Source organism: Flavobacterium shii, from assembly GCF_025847235.1.
Lineage (GTDB): Bacteria > Bacteroidota > Bacteroidia > Flavobacteriales > Flavobacteriaceae > Flavobacterium > Flavobacterium shii.
Genome location: NZ_JAOZEW010000004.1, coordinates 200,918 through 222,083 on the forward strand (window position 1 = coordinate 200,918; position 21,166 = coordinate 222,083).

Genomic DNA, 21,166 nt, shown 5'->3' on the forward strand with positions numbered 1-21,166 from the left:
AATCATTTGATCTGTTCAAATCCAAAAAGACTATGCTTCGATCATAACTTTAAACCACTTTACAATCAATATTTTTCGTTCTTCTGTAAATTCATTCAATTGGTCTGAATTCATAACTCCTGCCGACTCCAAAACGGGTTTGGTAATAAATGGAAAAATCGACATCGACAGAATATTTACTATAAAATGTAATGGGTGTATATCTGGTCTTTTTTCTATAAGTTGTTTTACAAAAAAAGATTCAGTAAGCAATTTCCCTGCTTGGATTCTGTTTCCAAAATGTTCCGGATTATTTCTTATCTCGCTTAATACAAATAAAGGCAACCCTGGATTTTGGCTCAACATGGTAATATAAGCGTCGACTATTAAAGTTACTTTTTCGTCCAGAGAAGTTTTTTTGCTGTTTACTATTGGCGCAATCACGCCAAATAATTCACTTACTTTTTCGGCCATTACCAATTCGAAAAGTTTCTCTTTACTTCTAAAATAGTAGTTTAGCAATGCCAGATTAATTCCTGCTTCTTCGGCAATATCACGGGTGCGCGTAGCCGAGTATCCTTTTTGGGTAAATACTGTTCGAGCTGCTTCTTTTATTTTCTCCTCGGTGCTTGCGTCTTTATTCTTTAATACCATGATTTCATGAATGTTACATAAAGATAAAAAATATATTTCGTTTTAAACAAAAGATTTAATCATTTGATTAAAAACAAAACAAACCTATCCTAAAATCAAAAAACAATACTATAAAATGTCTGATTTAAAATGCTATAAGTATTGTAATAAAGTAACAGGAATAACTACTTCCCGATAATCTCTTTGCGATGTAACATACCCCAATCTTTCAGGGCTTCGATAACTCCTTGAAGCGATTTACTATGTTCGGTTGCTGTATATTCTACTGTGGGTGGGAAAGTGTCATAAACGGTTCTTACAACAAGTTTATTAATCTCAAGGTCTTTTAATTCTTTAGATAACATCTTGTCGGTAATACCTATTACAGCTTTAGAGATTTGTTTAAAACGCATTGGACCGCTTGATAAAGAGATCAATATTTGTAATTTCCATCTTCCGCTTAATACTTCCAATGCATCTCTTACAGGGAGTAATGCTCCCTTACATTCTTCAGGACTATGTATTATTGCTATTGCTTTTTCTTGTATCTCCATCATTTTCCCTTTACTATCCTTTTGGATAGCGCTATCCCAGAGGATAGTACTATAAAATAGATAGCAAATGTAATTAAGTTTGTGGTGTGAACAAAACAAAATAAAAGGGAATTCGAATTTCCTAAAATCATTTAAACAACAATATTAAAATTATGAGTAAAAAGAACAAAATTATCTATTGGATCAGTACTGGAATTATCTCTTTAATGATGCTTTTTAGCGCATATAGTTATATAACAAATCCTGAAATGAAAACAGTTTTTGCACAACACCTTGGTTTTCCTGATTACTTTAGGATTGAACTTGCTATTGCAAAAGTTTTGGGTGCAGTAATCTTAATTCTTCCTTTTATAAATAGTAAAATCAAAGAATGGGCTTATGCAGGATTTATTATTGTTTTTATTTCGGCAACTATTGCACATTTATCTGTGGGCGATGCAATACAACATACAGTAATGCCATTAGTATTCCTGGGGATTCTTGCACTTTCTTATTTCTATTCTGGTCATAGACTTACTCTTTACTCTAAATAAAATAGTCTTTACTCTAAACAATTAAAAATCTAAAAAATACCATGAGCAAAAAAATTCTAAACATCGTTACAAGTATTAATGGCGAAAATTCATTTACTATAAAATTGTCTAATGCGATAATAGACAAGTTAACAGCTGTATATCCAGATAGTACGATACACACACGTGATTTAACTCAAAATCCCCTACCTCATCTGGAAAAAGCACATTATACGTCTTTTAATACTCCCAAAGAAACAAGAACTGATACTCTTCATGAAGCAGTAAAAAATTCGGACGAAGCCGTTAAGGAATTAATGGAAGCTGATATTATTATAATTGGTGTACCGATATACAACTTTAGCGTTCCCTCTACATTAAAATCATGGGTAGATCATATCGCAAGGCCTGGGGTGACTTTTACTTATGCCAATGGTTACCCAGAAGGATTAGTAGTCAACAAGCAAGTATATCTGGCACTTGCATCGGGCGCAATTTACTCCGAAGGTCCAATGAAAATTTATGATTTTGCCGATAGTTATTTAAGGTCTATATTAGGTTTTATAGGTCTCACTGATATTACAACTTTTCGAGTAGAAGGTATTAAGATGCCCGAAATTACCGAAACTGCTTTCCCAAAAGCTCAAAATGCTGTAGCCGAATTTGCTTTTTAATTAAGTAAATACATATTTATGTAAATCGAAAAGTCATTGTAATAATGGCTTTTCGATTTCATTTTCTCTTTTATCTTTCTTTAAGAAAACTTATAATAGATTTTGATTATATTTGAAAGTTAAATCGAGTTATAAATAATCATTAGTTCATTGCATTTATGGATCTGAAACTTTTCATTCCCCAAAGTAAATTGTTGAAAAAATACATTGATTATTTTTATGTACTCCACAAATCCCCAGACTCAGAAAACATTCGTTATTATACTTTTCCTTATGTAAATTCTATTGTTTCTATTAATCAATATCCTGAATTTATATTCGAAAAAAATAAGTTAACCGTTGATAAAAACATCAATAATCCGCTACTGGCTACATTAATATGCGGTTACACAAAACCTATTGAAATTAATATTCCTGGCTACATCCACGAAATAACCATTAGTTTTAAGCCATTGGGATTAAATGCTTTTCTCGAAAAAAACCTAAACTATTACAACGGTAAATCATTCTCTTACTTTAATCCTTTTCCCGATTTTACTACTACAATGTGGGAAATCATGAATACGGCTTTGGCAGAAGAAAAAATAAAAAAATTAGAAAGCTACCTCATCAGTAAATTTAAAGGATTTAGTCATCCGTTTTTAAATTCAATAATTACCGATATGCAGCATACCGATGGTAATTATACGATTAAAGATCTTGCAGATAAATATAAAATAAGTCGAAAAACATTGTGTAAACATTTTGAAATACACATAGGAAAAACACCTTCTGATCTTCGAAAAATCATTCGGTTTCGCCAGGCTATGCATCAGCAAATAAATGTACGTACTAAGACTAATTTTTCAGATATAACTTATCAACTTGACTTTTTTGATCAGTCTCATCTTATAAAAGATTTTAAATCAATAACAGGGTTTACTCCCAAAGCTTTCTTTGCTAAGATTACCACGCATGAAGAAGGAAATATCAATTGGTTGTATATTTAATTATCAAAGGTTACATTTTTACAATTTTAGGTAAATCTAACTAGATATTTTTGTTAGATAATTCTCATCTTTCATAAATCACAATCAGTATGCTTGTATCAATAATTACAATCTTATTTAGAGTAATCTTAAATCTGATTTAAAAAAGAAAGTAAATTTATCCTCAAACAAAAAACCCTCAATTTAGTTAAAAAAAATGCAAAAATAGTGCCACGCTATTTTTGCATTATTATTTTAAGGACATGTGTAGTTAGACAAAAAATAACCATATAAATGATGTAAGTTCCTTTAAGTGATATGTTTTCAAAACTTATATTTCCTTAAATAACTTATATTTCCTTAAATAACTTATATGGCTTTTAAAATACCTTACGGAGTTATACTCTTAGACGAAACGTTCTAAAATCCCATTGCAAACCCAAATCCCATTTGCTTACCATTATAAAAAGGAGTAATCATCGAAGTAACTCTTTTTTCTCTTTCGCCAAAAATTTTCTTCGTTACATAAGGACTTACCCAATAAGCAATTTTTGTACTCAAGATACCAATTCCCGCTCCTGCTGCAACATCTGTAAGCCAGTGTCTATCATTTACCATTCTAAAAATTCCGGTTCCGGTTGCCACAGCATAACCTGCAATACCGTACCATATCGATTTATCTTTATATTCCTGATACAAGAACTCTGCCCCTGCAAAAGCAGTTGCTGTATGTCCCGAAGGAAATGAATTATTGGAACTTCCATCGGGTCTTTCGACCTTCGTAATAGATTTTAAGGCTAATACTGTAGCTGTCATAATTACGTAAGATGTTCCTAATATAATAGTTCGATCTTTTAAATTATTTTTTCCCTCAACACCAAATGCGTTCAAGGCATAAACAGAAACTGCCGGAGCATATTGCGAAAAGTCATCAATTGTTATTTTCTTATCAATATCCTCTTTTACTTCAGTATGAATTTGAGAATTAAAACCTTTTAAATAATCACTTTCAAGACCTATAAGCCCATAACCTATTAAAACGCCTGGAATAATAAGTTGCTTGTAATTAAATTTTATATTCTTTACAGTATCGTTTTTAACTGTAATGGAATCTTTCACCGTATTCTGTGCATTCGTGGCAACAACACTGAATAGTGAAAACATAATGATTTTTAGCATTTTTTTAAAGATTTAGAAATTAATAATACACGAGTAGTAAAACGCGTAATTTTTTATCATGATAAGTGTTTAAGATGTTTCGGGTTTTTATAGATCAATGCCAATAAAGTAGGCAATACAACAAGAAGTAAAGGCAGGGCTACAATAAAGCCACCAATAACAGCAATCGCAAGAGGTTGATGCAACTCTGAGCCTGTGCCTACTCCTATTGCCAATGGCAATAAAGCAATAATAGCGCCGATGGCTGTCATTAATTTTGGACGCAATCTGGTAGAGATAGAATAAACAAGGGAGTTATTAATATCTTTTGTAATCTTATAGGTTTCCTTGAATTGTAAAAAAGTAAAAATGGCGTTTTCACTAATGATTCCCACAATCATTATTATTCCTGTATAACTTCCCACATTTAATGGAACATGTGATAAGAAGAGCAATAAATAACTCCCTGTAATACCCAAAACCGAAATTAATAGTATAACCAGTGAAGCTCTAAAATCTCTGAAAAGAAATAAAATAACCCCAAAAACCAGAAATGAAGATGTGATTAATATCAGTAATAATTCTTTAAATGATTGTTGTTGGTCTTTATAAGCACCACCATATTCTATGTAATACCCTTGCGGAAGTTTAACTTCATTGGTTACTGTACTTTGAATCTCTTTCATTACTGTTCCTAAATCTTTATTGTCGAGCCTTCCGGTAACGACACTCATCATCTGGAGGTTTTCTCTTTCTATCTCCGAGCTGCCTTTCTCGGCAGTAATTGTTACTAGATTTGTAATAGGAACAAACTGACCGTTTGGCAAAAACAATTGTGTTTTCTTAATTTCATCAAGACTTCTTCTCTCGGAGTTTTTATAAATCAATCGTATTGGTGTTACTTGTTCGTTTTCCAAGAGGCTTCCTATAACATTTCCTTCTAATCCGGTTTGCATCTGGAATTGTAAATCGGCAGGCGTAATCCCAAATTGAGCCAGCTTAGAATAATTAGGTACAATGTTAATGCTTGGACCAGCGAGAATTTTCCCGTCAAAAACATCGGCAGTACCTTTTGTTCTTTCCACAATAGTTGCCACTTGGTGTGCGATTCTTTGTAAATCTTTTTGACTATTACCAAATATTTTAACTTCGATAGGGGAAACAGAACTCATTAAATCTCCCAGCATATCTCCTATTACTTGCCCAAAATCAATGCGCAACGCTGGTTGTGTACTCTCAACTTTTGCTCTTATTTCGTCTATGACTTCATTACTGGTTTTATTTCTATCTTTTTTTAACTGTATTAGATAATCGCCATTATTGGGTTCTGTAATAAAAAATCCCATTTGCGTTCCTGTACGACGGCTGTAAGCCTCAACATTGGGGTTCCTTATTATTATTTTTTCTACTTCTGTAAGCATTCTATCTGTTTCTTCCAGTGATGTTCCCGGAGGAGATTGGTAATCCATAACTATACTTCCTTCATCCATTTCGGGCAAAAAGCCGGTTTCCAGATTGGGCAGAATTAATACACCAGATAAAATAAGTATTAGACAAAAGACAATACTTATAATTGGTTTGGCAATAAAAAAAGAAACCCAGTTTTGCGTTTTAACTTCATGAGTGGATTCGGTAGATTCTATACCTACAGATTCTTTTTTGGAAAGCAATAAATAAATAACCGGCAATAATAACCACGTAACAAGAAAGGAACATACAAGGGTTATAATCATAGTATCGGTTAATACTTTAAAATAAGATCCTGCTACCCCACTCATTAATACAAATGGAAAGAAAATTACAATCGTACTAATCGATGAACCCAACATTGCAGGGAATAAATAATTTACAGCCTTTTGCAATAACGTAATTGTAGGTTCTCCGGGATGTTCTTCGTGTGTACGGTGTATTTGCTCTACAACCACAATAGCATCGTCTATAATTAATCCCAAAGCAGCTGCAATAGCACCAAGCGTCATTATATTAAATGTTTGCCCTGTTATGTGCAGTACAATTAAAGTAAGCCCAAGCGTTACCGGAATTGTAATTAAAATAGTGGCACTTGCTTTTGCCGATTTCAAGAATAGAATAGCAACTATAATTGCGAGAAATAACCCTATTAGCAAACTATCGGTTACACTCTTAACGGCATCATTAACAAAAGTAGCTTGCTCATAAAACGGTTTAATGATAACATCCTTTGGCAGAATCTTTTTTAATTCCGTTAGCTTCACGCTCATCGCATCCGAAACCGTGATAAGGTTCGCATCTGGCTGTTTTATTACAGCTACAAGAATACTCTCTTTACCATTGGCATTCACTTTTATATACTCTTTGGCTTCTCTTATCTCGACCGTACAAATATCTTTGAGCGTTACAATTCCTTTACTATTATTACGAATAACAAGATTTTCGAGTTCGTCTTTTTTATCCAACTGCGCATCGGTAATCGTAAGATACAAATAGTGATAATCGGACAAATAACCGTTGGATTTTATAAAATTGGTTTCGCTCATTACCTGCGTTACCATGGCTGGCGTAATGCCATAAGCGCTCATTTTATCAAAATCAAGAGATAGCCAATATTCCTTTTCCTTTCCTCCCACAATCCTTACTTCACTTATTCCTTCTATTTGAGAAAGAAAAGGTTTAATGGTATAATTGGCTATTTTTTTTAAATCTACAGGTGAACGATCCTTGCTTTCTATGGCATAACCGATTACAGGAAGTATCGAAGGATTCATTTTTTCGACAGTAACTTGTAAATCTGGTGGAAGATCATTTCTTATTTGATTAATCTGTGCTTCGATTCTCGTTTTACTCAAATCGATATCGGCATTACCATTCATAAAAGCCGATATCTCACAGCTTCCTCTACTGGTTGTGCTTCTTACGGTTTTTAAATCCTGAACTTTTTTTACAGCATTTTCTAGTGGCTTTGTAACCGTAATCATCATTTTATCTACCGGTTGTTGCCCAGCATCTGCAATGATTTTTATTTTCGGAAATGTAATCTCTGGAAATAACCCTGTTTGAATTTTAGAATATGAAAATATCCCTCCCAGAATAATCAGGAAGATTATAGTACTAAGTCCGTTTTTATGTCTGGCAAAAAAAGGTAGCATGATAATTATTTATTTAAGATTTTTACCTTTATCGTATCCGCAACACCGTAATTACCCGTTAATAAAATCTTATCGTCAGGTTCCAGTTTTGGCGATAAAATTTCAATTTTATTAGCTGTTTCGATTCCTTTTTTTATCGAAACTTTTACAGCAGTAGTATTATTTATCATTTTCATAATCCAAAAATCTGTCTCGGTTTCATCACTTAAAACTGCCGATTTGGGCAAGCTTATCGTTTTATTATCAACCGCCTTATCGATTCTTATTTTCACAATGAGATTCTCTGGAATATTCTGTTGATTTACACATTTCAAGATCACGTTTTGTGTTTGAGAAGTAGGATCTACCGTTGGCATAAATTTGTCTACTCTGGTTGGGATAATTGTCCCGTCGGGCAAAAAAGCATTTAGTACCTTATTGATCGTAACATATTTTTTAAGTTCATACGGAAGGCTCAATACAATAGAAAAACTCTTTGTATCATTAATTATCGCCAAAGGATCTCCATCCTGAACATAATCCCCTTTTTGGACATTTACAGCATTTACAAATCCATCCGAAGTGGCTCTTAGAATTATTGCTTTTCCAAAATTCAAACTTGGGTCTATTTTATTTATAGTATTTCCAAGAACTTTTGCTTCACGGGTTTTAAGCGAAAATAAAACCTGTCCGTTTTTTACATAATCATTAGATACAACATTTACAAGCTCAATATATCCCGTTGCATTCGATTTTATGGTGTTTTTTATCAAATAAGTAGCCGTTGCATTCAAGTCTATAAAGCTTTCTAAAGCAGTTGTATCAATACGAGTTATCGTTACTGGAACACTTGTTTCGGCAACCTTTTCGACTTCGACTTTTTTGTTACAAGAAACAAAAACAACCGAGAGCAATACGAGAGATATAAAATAGTTTCGCATATTTCTATTCATTAGATTTCCAGTAATTAATTTCATTGATAACTTGCAACTTGCTTACATTATTCTGCGCTATTCCATCCTGAATAGAAATAAGATTACTCAATGCAATGATATACTCTGTTATTTGAGCATCTCCTGTAAGTAATAATTTCTTATTGGCTTCTATCAAAGCTTCGGCAACCAAAAGTTGGGAATGTAACGCATTAGCAGTTTCAATAGTCTGATTAAGCTTTTGGTTCAACATAAAAAGCTGTTGTGTATATTGTCTTTCAAAATTGGTTTTATATCCTTCGATAGTTTCCAGAGCTGCTTCATTTTTTTGATGTTGCAAATTCCTTTGGTTACCATCATAAATCGGAATCGTTAATCCCAAACCAACACCTACACCAAAATTTTTATATGCCTGATAAGCAAAACTCGAGTTATAACCCGCATCTCCAAGCAAGGATAATGATGGTTTATAATTATTATCAATCAATGTATTTGCATTCTGAACTTTTAAACTGTCTGTTTTAAATTGCTGAAAGAAAATGTCTCCTTTATTTTCCAATGGATGAATTGTTATATCCGGAAATTTAAGATTCACCAAGTTCGTATCTGTTTCTCCCGAAAGATAATTGAGCAAAGCCAAGTCATTCTGGTATTGCTGTTTTAGCTGTAAAGCAGTTAATTCTTGTTGCTTTACTGTGGCATTAAAAATCAAATAATCAGTTTGTTTGTAAATCGAATGCTGCGTTAGTTTTTTTAAGATAACCTCTTCCTCTTTTAAAAGTGATGTTAGTTTTTCATAATACTTAATTTGTACAGCAGTTCCAGATGCAGTGATATACTGTGCTGTAATTGCTTTGTTCAAATCCTTAATGGCAATCTTTCTATTCAACACCAAAGCATCTTTTATTAACCGGAATGATTCCCCTTGTGAACTAATCCTGTTCTTTCCTATTATTTTTTGGTTAAACCCTACAAGTGCCGAAACAGCCTGACCATTGGTCAAAGCGGTATCGTATCCATATCCATTAATAATTGGGGAATAACTGGCATTAAGATTTCCTGATAATTGTGGTTTATAAGTTGCCCTGTTTACTAAACTATCAATTGTGGCAGACTTTATCTGGTTTTGATAATCATTAAGCAATGGCGAATTCTTTTGTGCTTTTTCAATAAAATAGTGCAGGTCTTTTTCTTGCGAAAAGGATTTCACACAAAACAAAAAAAGTATAAAAAAAATCTTGAATTTCATTTGCTTGATATTTCAGAAAAAAATAGCTCTTTTTATATTTGTTTCACTACCAAAACTCTAAAAGAATCTGGTATTATTGCTGGACGAGGGTTTGGATTTTCTTTTGTAGCATCGGGAGTTTTTCCATAATCGGCTGTAGTCATATACAACTGTCCTGTAGTTTTATTCAAGGCAATTGTTCTGGCTCCCTTTTGGGTTGTAACAGTTTCTAAGACCGAAAAAGCATCTTTACTATCTTCTTTAATAACAGTAAGAGTTCCTTCTCCATTGGAGCTGAAAATAAGTTTCTTTTTAGCATCAAAAGCAACACCATCAGAACCATCTCCTATAGGAAGTTTTTTAATTATTTTTCCAGTAATGGCATCAGTAACAATTAATAATTTATTGGCACAAACGGAGAATAATCTATTATTGGCAATATCCAATGCAAGACCAGTAGGTTCTTCGCCGGGAGCAATACCCCATGTATTTACAACTTTAAGAGTTTTGGTATCGACAACTTGGATCTTACTTTTATCTTCTATATTTACATAAACCAAACCCTTATTATTGGTAACCGAAAATTCAGGATTTCCGTCTAGCGGAATGGTCTTAATTATTTTATTTGTGACAGCATCAAGAACTGTAGCATCATTACTTTTGGCATTATAAACAAAAACTTTATTAGAGAATTGGTCGTATAAAATAGCATCGGGTTTAACGCCTTCAATTTTTATTTTTTCGATAAGTTCGAATGTAGTAAGGTTAACTATCGTAACTGCATTATCTTTACCATCGGTAATAAAAGCTTTGTTTAAATCATTGGCAATTGCAATTCCGTGAACACCTTTGGTATCTGGAATTGTAGCAATTGTTTTATCCGATTTTAAATCGATAACATTTACAACACTACCATGAGAAACAAACAAATGTTGTGCAACCTCATCAACAGCAAGATAATCCCAACCTCCATCGCCAGCAACGGAAATTGTTTTTGATAATTCGAATTTTTGAGCACATACTTTAGAAATACTAAATGCCAGAATTAATAGAAGAAAGGTGTTTTTCATTTTTAAAATAAATTAGATGAATAAAAAAGAACCATTTAATCAATTCAGATACGCTGCATAACTACCAGATTATCTTAACATTACTTAAATGTACTACAAATTTCGTATCCAATTCTGAATAAATTCTGTATTTTTAACAAACACCACGTTTTTCTTTTGAAATAAAACTAAAAAAGTTACCGTTGAATTTATTTAAGGTTGAAATACCGCCTTAGGGCTAAAAAGTTGCATCAAGGGAGTTTTGTCCATTTCCCTTTTAATTAATACCTTCGCCAGGCATGAGTCCAAGTCCAATCAATAATAAAATCTAACTACGCATAAATTGAAATTAATTCCTTTTTTAAATCCAGAAACAAATAAAACAGCCTATAAATGTGATTGTTGTGATATCGTTTACAATGATCTTCCACTTTGTTTTGGTTCCGATTATCCCGAATATTATTTCTCAATTCCACCAGAAGAAAGAGAAGAAAGAATTCAACTCGAAGAAAGTTTATGTGTTATCGATGATACATACTTTTTTCATCGTGGCAGATTAACGATTCCGATTATCGACCATTATGAAGATTTTGCATTTGATATCTGGACATCTATAAGCCCTGAGAATTTTGAAACCAGAATAAATTTATGGGAAGATGAAAACCGAACCAAACAAGAACCTTATTTCGGTTGGTTACAAACCATGGTTCCTAATTACGGAGAAACATTAAGTTTAAAAACAATTGCAATAGAGCAAGAACTCGGATTTATTCCTGAGATTAAATGTATCGAAGAAAATCATCCGCTAACCATCGACCAAGAAAACGGAATAACATTTGAAAAGGCCAAAGAGATGGTTGAGAATATATTGAGAGCATCGCATAATTTATAATAAACTGAGATAAATCTGAATTGAATAAAAATGAAAAGAACCCTCTTGTTTCTAATATTCCTACTCTTTGTATCATGCAATGAATCCGAGCTAAAAAGACAACAGATTAAATCCGGATTCATTAATAAACCAGGAATATATTCTGTTTTTCAACGAGATCTTAAAACTAAAAAAATAATATTAAAGCAATTTAAAGATAGGTCTGTTATATTTGCAATAACAGATATTTATAATAAAATATTATTTCAACAAGAATTAAATCAAACCTTTAGTCCTTACCATTATTGGTGCTTATACGTAGATGAACAAGCTAATGTATGGTTTTATAATTCTGATTATTCTTCCTCAAAAGCTATTATATTAAATCCTGAGACGGAATTGTATGAGGTTAAAGATTTTTGTGAAACAAAATTAATATTACCTACAGAGTTTAGAAAAGAATTAGAACTCAAAAACACATTCACAAATTGTAAATCATTTAATTAATCAAAATAATTTTAAGGTGATTCAATAAAACAACGATATCTAAACTAGCTCCATGAAAACAAGCCATTCATTTTGTATTGTAATTATTCTATTCTCCTTTCTGTTTACTTCTTGTATAGAAAAGAATTCCGATGACCCAAAGGAAGTATATAAATTATGGTCAGGACGCGAACCCGAAAACGATGTGAAGATTCTTAAAGGGCAATATTGGCAATCTGCACATTTTACATTAGAATATAAAATGTACATGGAACTATATGCAACTCAGGAATGGATAGAGGAATTCATCAAAATAAATAATCTAAAAGTTCACACCTCAGAAATTGACTTACCAGATAATGCACCTTCTTGGTTTAAACCAAAAATAGGTTTCACTGCTTTTTCATCTCCAAATGACATAAGTTCAATTTATTTTGTAGATTTAAAAAATGGATATTTACTTTTTCATGAAACCCAATTATAGAAAATCTTATTTCAATACAAACCTAACAAGTTTTAAAAACTTGTTAGGTTTAACACATTAAATAATTTAGATAGAATATCTTTTCCTTACCTTTCTTTCTAACTCTCATTAACATCTAAATATTTCCATACTCTCCACGCTAAAGCAAAACAAAAGCATATCTTTGAAAAATATGAAAAATAAAAGAGCCTACCGAAAAAACATACGCCTTGTCGTAATACTACTTGCTGTAGTATTTGCACTTGCTCCGTGTTCGGTAAAAAGTTCTTTGTTTTCTGTTTTTGATATAGAGTACTTTCAGACGCTTAATAAGAACCAAACTACCCAAACAGGAGTTTCTTATTGCGAAGTACAAGAATCAAGCTTTAATCAATCTGAAAGTAGCGTTGAGAAACTTAAGAAACAAATTCCTGTTTTACCCGTTTCTATTTCTCAAAATCAAATTTCCCTAACAACTCCATTACATAGAAAACATATTTATGTAAATGTAACGGCGGTAAACAAACCTCCGTTGTATATTTTATATAAACGATTAAAATTCGATTTGGCATAATTAGAACTGTCACGCATTTTATTTAGTATCGTTTTAAAAAATTAAAATATTCATTTATGAAAAATATTCATTCGAATCAGTCATATAATATGGCTGGTCTTTTTTCGCTTACTATTAGGCTTGTTATTGGTTGGACCTACTTTTCGGCTTTCTGGCGCAGGCTTGTTCTCGAAAATAAATTAATTCCTGAAGAAGCAGGGTATATTGGCGAAAAATTCAATCATTTCCTTCCGAACGCATTAGGTATAAAGCCTATAATCGAATATTTGGTTACACATCCCGATGCACTTTGGTGGTCTATGGTAAGCTTTACAATTATCGAAGCCATTGTAGGTTTACTCATTATGTTAGGATTCTTTACCCGATTAATGAGTATCGGAGTATTTAGTTTAGCTATGGGGATTTTATTAGGTTCCGGTTGGATTGGTACCACTTGTCTGGATGAATGGCAAATTGGAGTGTTAGGAATTGCTTGTGGATTTACCGTCTTTTTAAGTGGAAGTGGTTCTTATTCTCTGGACAATTATTTCATGAACAAAAATTATTCTTTCACAAAAACAAAGTGGTTCTCATGGCTTGGTTCTGGGAATCTTCCTATTCCCAATATCAAACCAATCGTCCTAATTGGTTCCGTACTGATATTATTCCTTACTTTATTTACCAACCAATATTTTCATGGTGGCGTATTTGGTAAATTGCATAACAAATCGGTAAAACCAAAAGTTGAAATTAGTGATGCAACTATAAAAAATAATGCCTTACAATTTCAAGTATATCGCACAGAAGGTGTCGATGTTTACGGATCGTTTTTAATTGGAATTCAGCTAAAGAATGAGCAAGGAAATATCGTTTTGGATTTAAAAGGCGAAGATTTAGCTAAATTCCCAAAAACTGATATTGACAACAAATATGTAGCGAAAGTAAAACCGGGCAAACACAGTTTGATAATTCCGCTTGGCGCAAAAGCAATTCTGAATATTGATTTAACGAATTATCAATTGCAAAAAAACACCAATTATACGTTAACACTTACTGATATTAGCGGAACAGAATGGACGACTAAAGTGACAAATTAATATGTAAATAATTTTAGGTTTGGCGAGATAGAAGCTTGTTTTTATTTGTATTTTCGTTCAATACAAAATGCTTTGCTTCTATTTCGTCGAACTTTTGAATTTTAAAAGCATTGACTGAAATCTCAGAAATAACGATTTTAATAAAACATTAAACAAACTCAAAAATGGTAAAATTCGGCTACACAATATTATATGTCAACGATGTGACTAAATCAATTTCGTTTTATGAAAATGCATTTGGCTTTACAAGAAAATTCGTGACTCCAGATAATGATTATGGAGAACTTAGTACAGGAGAAACTACAATTTCATTTGCATCAAAAGAATTAGCTAGTTCTAATTTAAAAGACGGTTTTATCGAAAGTGATTTAACCAATAAACCTTTTGCTCTCGAATTGGGCTTTATAACCGAAAATGTAGATGAAGTTCTTGCAAAAGCAAAAGAAGCCGGAGCGATCATTTTGCAAGAAGCAAAACAAAAACCTTGGGGACAAACTGTTGCTTATGTTAGAGATATTGATGGTTTTTTAATTGAGATTTGCACACCAATGGGGTAATTTTTCTGTTCTATTACTCTTTTTATAATCCAATTTCCAAAAACTAATAATGAAAAAAACATTCTTCTACAGCTTTTTAATTCTTCTTATTTCTAATTTTTCATACGGACAAACAATCGAAAAATTTGCCGACAGTATCCGTGAAGTTTATAAGATCCCTGAATTAAATTATGCTATAATTTCATCTGAAAAAATCATAGAAGTTAAAGCGCTTGGAAGCAAAAAAATAAATTCGGATTTAAAAGCAGAACTTACTGATAAATTCAGAATTGGTTCTAATACAAAAACCGTTAGTAGTTATATTGCAACGACATTGGTTAAACAAGGAAAAATAAAATGGGACACTAAGTTCTTTGATTTATATCCCGAATTAAAAACCAAAAGTAATCCTGCATATTATGATTTAACGCTACAAGATTTTATTACATTTCGTGCTAATATTATTGGTTGGTCTTACGGAAATGAAACGCCTACAAAAGAAGAAATAAAAGGGAATGAGCAAAAACAACGATATGAATTTGTTTCCTGGATTTTGCAACAAAAACCTGTCGAAGAAAAGCAAGAAGTATATTGGTCTAATCCGAGTTATGTTGCAGCTGGATTAATGCTCGAAAAAGTAACTGGAAAAGATTATAAAACCCTTGTTGCCGAACTTGGTAAATCGCTAGATATAAAGTTTGAATTTGGGCAACCTAATTATAAAGATAAAAACCAAACTTGGGGACATAATGAGGAATTACACCCCGAAGAATCTGCCGATAATTACAAATTAAATTGGTTATCATCTGCAGGAAATATCAACGTAAGTCTACCTGATTATGCTAAGTTTATTCAATTACAACTAAAAGGACTTCTAGGAAAATCTAATGTATTAAGTGCCGACGAATTCAATTATATGCATTATGGATTACCCGAATTTGCATTTGGTTGGGAATCATTTATTGATAAAAATAACGGATTAAAATATTCGTTTCACAAAGGTACTCCCGGAACGTTTTTGACTGACATATATATTTGTAAAGACACAAACAAAGCCTTTATATTATTTGCCAATGTACAATCGGAAAACGCAGATAAAGGATTGAATATTCTTTTTGAAGAATTGAATAAAAGGTATGGTAAATAAGATTACTTATTTACCCATTTTCTTTTAAAATAATATCGTAATCTAGAATTTAAATAGTAATTGTATTATAAAAATAGAATATATTCGCTCCGTTAAAAACCAAATAAACCAAAACATAAAAATAATGGAAGAATTAAGACCTAATGAACAAAGAGGGAAAATTGCAATTACACTAATATGGATTATGCTTGCTCTAGAGATTATAAGTTTAATTTCGGGTGTTTTACAATACAATTTAATTCAAAATGCGATGGCTGGAGGTACTATTTCAACAGATGCAGCAAATGCAAACGATAGTAGAGAACAAATTATAGGTATAATTTATTTGATTACGTATATAGTTTCAGGTATAACTTTCATTCAATGGTTTAGACGTGCTTACTATAATCTTCATATAATAACTGGTCCCTTATCTCATACGGAAGGATGGGCGGCAGGAAGTTGGTTTTTACCTTTTATAAATCTTTATAGACCATATCAGATTATGGAAGAATTGTATAAAAAAACAAAATTCTTTTTGGATAGGAATAAGATAACAACAACTAGTAGTCTTTCAACAGCTTCTTTGCCTTTATGGTGGGCACTTTGGATAATCAGCAGTATTCTTGGGCAATTTGTATTTAGATATTCTATGAAAGCCGTAACTATAGATCAATTGAATACCAGTACGATTTCGAGCATAGCTTTAAATATTATTGGAATACCACTTGCCTTAATTGCTATAAAAATCATAAAAGATTACTCTCGCGTAGAGCCCATGTTAATCAATGTTGAAGGAGCTGAAAAACACCTTAATACAACAGATATTTTAATTGAATAGGATTCGCAATCATTTTATTAAATCTAAATTACACTCTTTTTAGGAACATGAGATCAATAAAAATTATTCCAGTTTTGTTTTTATTTGTTACGAGCTTATCATGAGCACAAACAGTTGATGAAATAAAAAAAGGAATGACAAGATTTGATAACCTTATACATCAAAGGATTTACAGAATAAATTTAGGAGAACAAATAACTCTTGAACTTTTAGAATTCAAAAAGGCTGAATTCAAAGGGTATTTAATAAATTCTGTATCAAAAGTAGATAGGAAAAACAATTTCGAATTAATAAGTATAAAAATTAAAGTTCCTGATAAAACCGTTCAAACCTTAATGGACGAACTTAAAGCTAAACAATTTGAAACTATCCTTGATTGTGAAAATACTCCAAATTGTCTTAAAGGGTTTGATGGAACTACAACTTCCTTTACTTCAATAACAAATAATGCCTTCCATGAATATTCCTATTGGGAAGTTGAAAGAGACTTTTATTATAAAGACAAAGCTATCCCAAACGAAGTTTTACAAGTACGCGAGCTTTTATCTATAGTTAATAACAAAATAAACTTAAAGCAAGAATTTCGGAATTTCCTAGATCGCCTACCAATTGGAAGTTATTCCTATGGTGGTGTAACTATGACTAAAATCAGTAAAATCAATTAGTCATATCAGCCAACCATCAATGAGAAAACCCTAAAGAAACGCTCACAAGTATTATAAAAATTACAATTAATGTAATACCTACATACAAATAATCTTTCTCTAATAGAAAAGAAAATAGCGAAAGTAATACACGTAATACTGGTGTAAGAAACAACAATATCACTCCAAAAAATATTAACGATTCTCCATTTCCTTGGATAACTCCGTTATAAACTGCTGAGATTACTTCGAATATATTTCTATCATTTTCTTTAAATACCGAGTAGTCTTCGATATCATTTCCATGATGCATTAAGTAGACGATTCCGCCAATAAAAGCTACCGATAATGAAACCCATACTCCGTAACGCAATAAATTACCTATAATGGTTTGAAAATCTTTTTCTCCAAATTTTTCGTGTGTCATAATCTTAGATTTTTCCATTAATTCCGTTATAAATCATATTTATTGCAAGTACAAAAATCAGACAGGCAAAAAAGATACGAAGCTTTTTAGGATTTGTTTTTACTAATACTTTGGCTCCAGCCATAGCTCCAAATAATACACCAATAACTACTGGCATACATATTCCTGGTTCGATATATCCTTTTTGTATATAAATTACAGAACTCGCCATTGCAGTAACTCCCATCATAAAATTACTTGTTGTGGTAGAAACCTTAAATGGAATTCTCATGATATTATCCATTGCAATTACCTTAAAAGCACCTGAGCCAATCCCAAGTAATCCCGACATCATTCCTGCTATCCCCATCATGCTAAATCCACCTACAACGTTTTTAGTTCCGTAGCTAATAACCTCTCCATCATGTGAAGGATATGTTCCATCCAGATGTAGTTTCTTTGCCAATGGACTTGATTCTAAAACAATGTGTTCTTCCTTCTTTCTTAATGAATTAATTGCCGAGAAAATTAATGTAAGTCCAAATAAAATTGCGATAAAAGAAGTTGGTGCAATTGTAGAAAGTAGTGCTCCACAAACAGCTCCAATAGTAGTTGCAATCTCGAGAAAGATCCCTAAACGCATATTCGTAATTCCTTCTTTTACATAAGCTGCCGCCGAACCCGATGAAGTTGCAATTACCGATACCAGAGCCGCACCAATTGCGTAATGTATATCGACTCCTAAAACAACTGTTAATAATGGTATTATAATTATTCCGCCGCCTAAACCTGATAATGAACCTATGAAACCTGCTAAAAAAGCACCAAAAATCATAATCAGTGTAAATGTAAGTACTGTCATTCGATTGTGTTTATATCGGCGCTAATTTACGAATTGATATTTATTATTTGAGAATTCTATTTCATAACAAAATATTAAAAAAAGAGAATAGCCTCTACAACCTTACAATTTAATTGTAGATTCACGCAATTAAGTACTATTTTTGATAATCATTTTTTAAAATGATTTAGTGAGTAATTTCAACTTTAGCTATATAGAATTACTCCTAATTGTACATTACGACAAAATAAACATTGTATAAAAATGGAACGCGGATTAAACAGATTCGCTAAAGCGGAAACACAGATAAAAACGGATTTTTTCCCTTACGGTAATTTGTGAAAATCAGTTTTTATCTGCGTCTTTACGGTAGTAAATCCGCGCCATCCGCGTCCCATCTTACACAATCTTTGCAATTAAAATAAATACAAGAAACAACTATTATATGAATGTTTTACTCATTGAGGATGATAAACGCATAAGCGAATTTATAGTAAAGGGTTTGGAAGAAAACAATTTCACGGTACATCTTGCCGAAACCGGTGAGATTGCCAGAGAATTAATTCAGGACAATACTTGGGATATTATCTTAATGGATATAATGCTCCCAGGGATTGATGGTATTCAGCTGACCAAATTAATGCGTTTTAAAAAAAATCATACCCCAATATTAATGCTTAGCGCACTTAGTAATACCGACGATAAAGTAAACGCACTAGATTCTGGTGCCGATGATTATCTCGTTAAGCCTTTTCATTTTCAGGAATTAATTTCGAGAGTTAATGCACTTACAAGGAGAACTAAATTTAATTATGATAAAGTCGAAACTTTATATACATGCGGAAGCTTAACCATAAATCCCGAAGAACATAAGGTTACCGAGAATAATATACCTATTGATTTGTCTCCAAGAGAATATAAGTTACTTTTATTTTTATTGGAAAACAGAAATAAAGTAATGTCCAGAACACAAATATTAAATGCTGTTTGGGGAATTAACTATGATAATAATACCAATGTTGTCGATGTATATATTTCTTATTTAAGAAACAAAATCGAGCAAAACCATAAATTTATCCATACCATAAAAGGAACCGGATATATGATTAAAGAATAGTCATGAAAATACGTAACCGATTTACATTAATATCATCATTCACGTTTAGTGTCGTATTTATAATTGCTTCGATTATAACATACTTCTCTTTTTATAGCTATTCGGAGAAGATGATTTATAATGAACTTCAAAAAACCTGTTTGTTAACCGGTATTTTCTATTTGGAAAAAGATGAACTACCCAAAAACCAGCATCTAATAATTGGGCAACAATTTAGAGAGAATTCTCTGGAAATAGTAACACGCGTTTATAATGAGCATAATCAAATTGTTTATGGTGAAAAACAAGGCGATAAAAATATAAATCCAGAGCGTCTTGATTATATTCGAAAGAATAGAAAATTAAGTTTTAAATCAAATCATCACTTCTATTTCGGAAGTTTTTACCATGATAATCAAGGGGATTTTGTTGTTTTTGTCAAAAAAAATGATGTTGAATTTAAAACCATCACAAGCCGATTGCTTATCATTATGATTCTGGTTTTGGTTATTGGACTCGTAATAATATATATTGTGAGCCGTTTACTTTCGAACCTTGCGTACAGTCCTATAAAAAACATTATAAATCAGGTTAATGAAATAGAAGCTTCTTCTCTCGACAGACATATTATTTCCCCAAATACCAAAGACGATATACAGGAACTTATAGAAACTTACAACAACTTGTTTAAGCGATTATCGGATACTTTTGTAATCCAGAAAAACTTCATTAATTATGTTTCTCATGAATTTAAAACTCCTTTAACTGCCATATCTGGAAATTTGGAGGTATTTGCTCAAAAAGAAAGAACGAGTACTGAATACAAACAAATGTCCGAAAAAGTATTAGAGAATGTCTATCAGATAGAAGATACGCTAAATACGCTAATGATGCTTTCTGGTTTAAGAGATAATACAGAACTCAATGAAATTTTTAGAGTCGATGAATTAGTATGGGATATTAATGACCAATTACCATCTGTTTATCAATTAAAAGATTCTCAAATACAAGTTGCAATAGAAATCATTAATGATAAGCTACTTTCTATAAAAGGAAATAGTAACGAAATTAAGATTGCTTTATACAATATTATAGAGAACGCCGTAAAATACTCAAATGGTAATCCTATAAAAATAAGTCTTTTGCAACAGGATGATCAACTTAAAATTTTAATCGAAGATCATGGAACAGGCATTAGCAAAGACGACTTAAAATTTATCAAACAAACCTTTTACCGAGGCAAAAATGTGAATGATATAAAAGGTAGCGGTGTAGGACTTTCTTTGGCTAATATTATCTTCAAGCAAAATAATATTCATTTTACAATTACTTCAAAAAAAGATGAAGGTACTGTTGTAACATTACTATTTCCTCCACTCTAATCGTTTTCTAATGTTGCTCTAATCTATTTTTAA

General features: G+C 31.9%; 23 protein-coding genes. 14 read left to right on the forward strand and 9 right to left on the reverse strand.

Features of this window, described 5'->3' with window-relative positions; translation table 11 throughout:
- Nucleotides 1-30: 30 nt before the first annotated feature.
- On the reverse strand, nucleotides 31-633 hold the full coding sequence (locus OIU83_RS05935) for a TetR/AcrR family transcriptional regulator (protein WP_264205354.1): 603 nt from the start codon (nucleotides 631-633) through the stop codon (nucleotides 31-33).
- Between the two features lie 164 nt (nucleotides 634-797).
- Nucleotides 798-1,169 carry a winged helix-turn-helix transcriptional regulator gene (locus OIU83_RS05940; RefSeq protein WP_264205355.1) on the reverse strand — a complete coding sequence of 124 codons (372 nt, stop codon included), beginning with the start codon at nucleotides 1,167-1,169 and terminating at the stop codon, nucleotides 798-800.
- A 149-nt stretch (nucleotides 1,170-1,318) separates the two neighbouring features.
- Between OIU83_RS05940 and OIU83_RS05945 the strand changes: the two genes are divergently transcribed.
- From OIU83_RS05945 to OIU83_RS05955, 3 genes are all read left to right on the forward strand, one after another.
- Nucleotides 1,319-1,699: a DoxX family protein gene (locus tag OIU83_RS05945; protein WP_264205356.1), complete on the forward strand. Its 381-nt coding sequence runs from the start codon at nucleotides 1,319-1,321 to the stop codon at nucleotides 1,697-1,699.
- Between the two features lie 41 nt (nucleotides 1,700-1,740).
- Nucleotides 1,741-2,352, forward strand: coding sequence for an FMN-dependent NADH-azoreductase (locus OIU83_RS05950; RefSeq protein WP_264205357.1), 612 nt, complete (start codon nucleotides 1,741-1,743; stop codon nucleotides 2,350-2,352).
- A 194-nt stretch (nucleotides 2,353-2,546) separates the two neighbouring features.
- Nucleotides 2,547-3,341 (forward strand): helix-turn-helix transcriptional regulator, encoded by a 795-nt coding sequence (locus tag OIU83_RS05955; RefSeq protein ID WP_264205358.1) that lies wholly within the window; start codon nucleotides 2,547-2,549, stop codon nucleotides 3,339-3,341.
- 399 nt (nucleotides 3,342-3,740) lie between these two features.
- Here the strand turns inward: OIU83_RS05955 and OIU83_RS05960 are convergent, their stop codons facing one another.
- The 5 genes from OIU83_RS05960 to OIU83_RS05980 all read right to left on the reverse strand — a co-directional run bounded on the left by OIU83_RS05960 (nucleotide 3,741) and on the right by OIU83_RS05980 (nucleotide 10,812).
- Nucleotides 3,741-4,484: a phosphatase PAP2 family protein gene (locus OIU83_RS05960; RefSeq protein ID WP_264205359.1), complete on the reverse strand. Its 744-nt coding sequence runs from the start codon at nucleotides 4,482-4,484 to the stop codon at nucleotides 3,741-3,743.
- A 71-nt stretch (nucleotides 4,485-4,555) separates the two neighbouring features.
- The gene (locus tag OIU83_RS05965) at nucleotides 4,556-7,603 is read right to left on the reverse strand and encodes an efflux RND transporter permease subunit (RefSeq protein WP_264205360.1); all 3,048 of its coding nucleotides are present in this window, start codon (nucleotides 7,601-7,603) and stop codon (nucleotides 4,556-4,558) included.
- Nucleotides 7,604-7,608: 5 nt separating this feature from the next.
- The gene (locus tag OIU83_RS05970; RefSeq protein ID WP_264205361.1) at nucleotides 7,609-8,559 is read right to left on the reverse strand and encodes an efflux RND transporter periplasmic adaptor subunit; all 951 of its coding nucleotides are present in this window, start codon (nucleotides 8,557-8,559) and stop codon (nucleotides 7,609-7,611) included.
- The gene (locus tag OIU83_RS05975; RefSeq protein WP_264205362.1) at nucleotides 8,528-9,763 is read right to left on the reverse strand and encodes a TolC family protein; all 1,236 of its coding nucleotides are present in this window, start codon (nucleotides 9,761-9,763) and stop codon (nucleotides 8,528-8,530) included. The genes OIU83_RS05970 and OIU83_RS05975 overlap by 32 nt, the downstream gene beginning before the upstream one ends.
- 32 nt (nucleotides 9,764-9,795) lie before the next feature.
- Nucleotides 9,796-10,812 (reverse strand): YncE family protein, encoded by a 1,017-nt coding sequence (locus OIU83_RS05980; RefSeq protein WP_264205363.1) that lies wholly within the window; start codon nucleotides 10,810-10,812, stop codon nucleotides 9,796-9,798.
- A gap of 322 nt (nucleotides 10,813-11,134) precedes the next feature.
- Here OIU83_RS05980 and OIU83_RS05985 point away from each other — a divergent pair, with 322 nt between their 5' ends.
- From OIU83_RS05985 to OIU83_RS06025, 9 genes are all read left to right on the forward strand, one after another.
- Nucleotides 11,135-11,683 carry a DUF2199 domain-containing protein gene (locus OIU83_RS05985; RefSeq protein ID WP_264205364.1) on the forward strand — a complete coding sequence of 183 codons (549 nt, stop codon included), beginning with the start codon at nucleotides 11,135-11,137 and terminating at the stop codon, nucleotides 11,681-11,683.
- A gap of 30 nt (nucleotides 11,684-11,713) precedes the next feature.
- The gene (locus OIU83_RS05990) at nucleotides 11,714-12,169 is read left to right on the forward strand and encodes a hypothetical protein (RefSeq protein ID WP_264205365.1); all 456 of its coding nucleotides are present in this window, start codon (nucleotides 11,714-11,716) and stop codon (nucleotides 12,167-12,169) included.
- 52 nt (nucleotides 12,170-12,221) lie between these two features.
- Nucleotides 12,222-12,632 carry a hypothetical protein gene (locus OIU83_RS05995; protein WP_264205366.1) on the forward strand — a complete coding sequence of 137 codons (411 nt, stop codon included), beginning with the start codon at nucleotides 12,222-12,224 and terminating at the stop codon, nucleotides 12,630-12,632.
- A 172-nt stretch (nucleotides 12,633-12,804) separates the two neighbouring features.
- Nucleotides 12,805-13,185, forward strand: a complete 381-nt coding sequence (locus tag OIU83_RS06000) for a hypothetical protein (protein WP_264205367.1) — start codon at nucleotides 12,805-12,807, stop codon at nucleotides 13,183-13,185.
- A 56-nt stretch (nucleotides 13,186-13,241) separates the two neighbouring features.
- Nucleotides 13,242-14,261 carry a TQO small subunit DoxD gene (locus tag OIU83_RS06005; protein ID WP_264205368.1) on the forward strand — a complete coding sequence of 340 codons (1,020 nt, stop codon included), beginning with the start codon at nucleotides 13,242-13,244 and terminating at the stop codon, nucleotides 14,259-14,261.
- Nucleotides 14,262-14,425: 164 nt separating this feature from the next.
- Nucleotides 14,426-14,818, forward strand: a complete 393-nt coding sequence (locus OIU83_RS06010) for a VOC family protein (protein ID WP_264205369.1) — start codon at nucleotides 14,426-14,428, stop codon at nucleotides 14,816-14,818.
- Nucleotides 14,819-14,867: 49 nt separating this feature from the next.
- Nucleotides 14,868-15,944 (forward strand): serine hydrolase domain-containing protein, encoded by a 1,077-nt coding sequence (locus tag OIU83_RS06015; protein WP_264205370.1) that lies wholly within the window; start codon nucleotides 14,868-14,870, stop codon nucleotides 15,942-15,944.
- Nucleotides 15,945-16,068: 124 nt separating this feature from the next.
- Entirely contained in the window at nucleotides 16,069-16,764 is a 696-nt protein-coding gene (locus tag OIU83_RS06020; RefSeq protein WP_264205371.1) for a DUF4328 domain-containing protein, read from the forward strand.
- A gap of 134 nt (nucleotides 16,765-16,898) precedes the next feature.
- A complete protein-coding gene (locus OIU83_RS06025) occupies nucleotides 16,899-17,429 on the forward strand; it encodes a hypothetical protein (protein ID WP_264205372.1) in 531 nt (176 codons plus the stop codon).
- 16 nt (nucleotides 17,430-17,445) lie between these two features.
- On the opposite strand, the gene OIU83_RS06030 is transcribed toward OIU83_RS06025, so the two are convergent.
- Nucleotides 17,446-17,835, reverse strand: a complete 390-nt coding sequence (locus OIU83_RS06030) for a DUF1634 domain-containing protein (RefSeq protein WP_264205373.1) — start codon at nucleotides 17,833-17,835, stop codon at nucleotides 17,446-17,448.
- Between the two features lie 4 nt (nucleotides 17,836-17,839).
- On the reverse strand, nucleotides 17,840-18,676 hold the full coding sequence (locus OIU83_RS06035; protein WP_264205374.1) for a sulfite exporter TauE/SafE family protein: 837 nt from the start codon (nucleotides 18,674-18,676) through the stop codon (nucleotides 17,840-17,842).
- A 424-nt stretch (nucleotides 18,677-19,100) separates the two neighbouring features.
- On the opposite strand from OIU83_RS06035, the gene OIU83_RS06040 reads away from it, so the two are divergent.
- Together OIU83_RS06040 and OIU83_RS06045 are read left to right on the forward strand one after the other, a co-directional pair.
- Nucleotides 19,101-19,772, forward strand: coding sequence for a response regulator transcription factor (locus tag OIU83_RS06040; protein ID WP_264205375.1), 672 nt, complete (start codon nucleotides 19,101-19,103; stop codon nucleotides 19,770-19,772).
- A 2-nt stretch (nucleotides 19,773-19,774) separates the two neighbouring features.
- Nucleotides 19,775-21,133 carry a sensor histidine kinase gene (locus tag OIU83_RS06045; RefSeq protein ID WP_264205376.1) on the forward strand — a complete coding sequence of 453 codons (1,359 nt, stop codon included), beginning with the start codon at nucleotides 19,775-19,777 and terminating at the stop codon, nucleotides 21,131-21,133.
- Nucleotides 21,134-21,166: the final 33 nt, after the last annotated feature.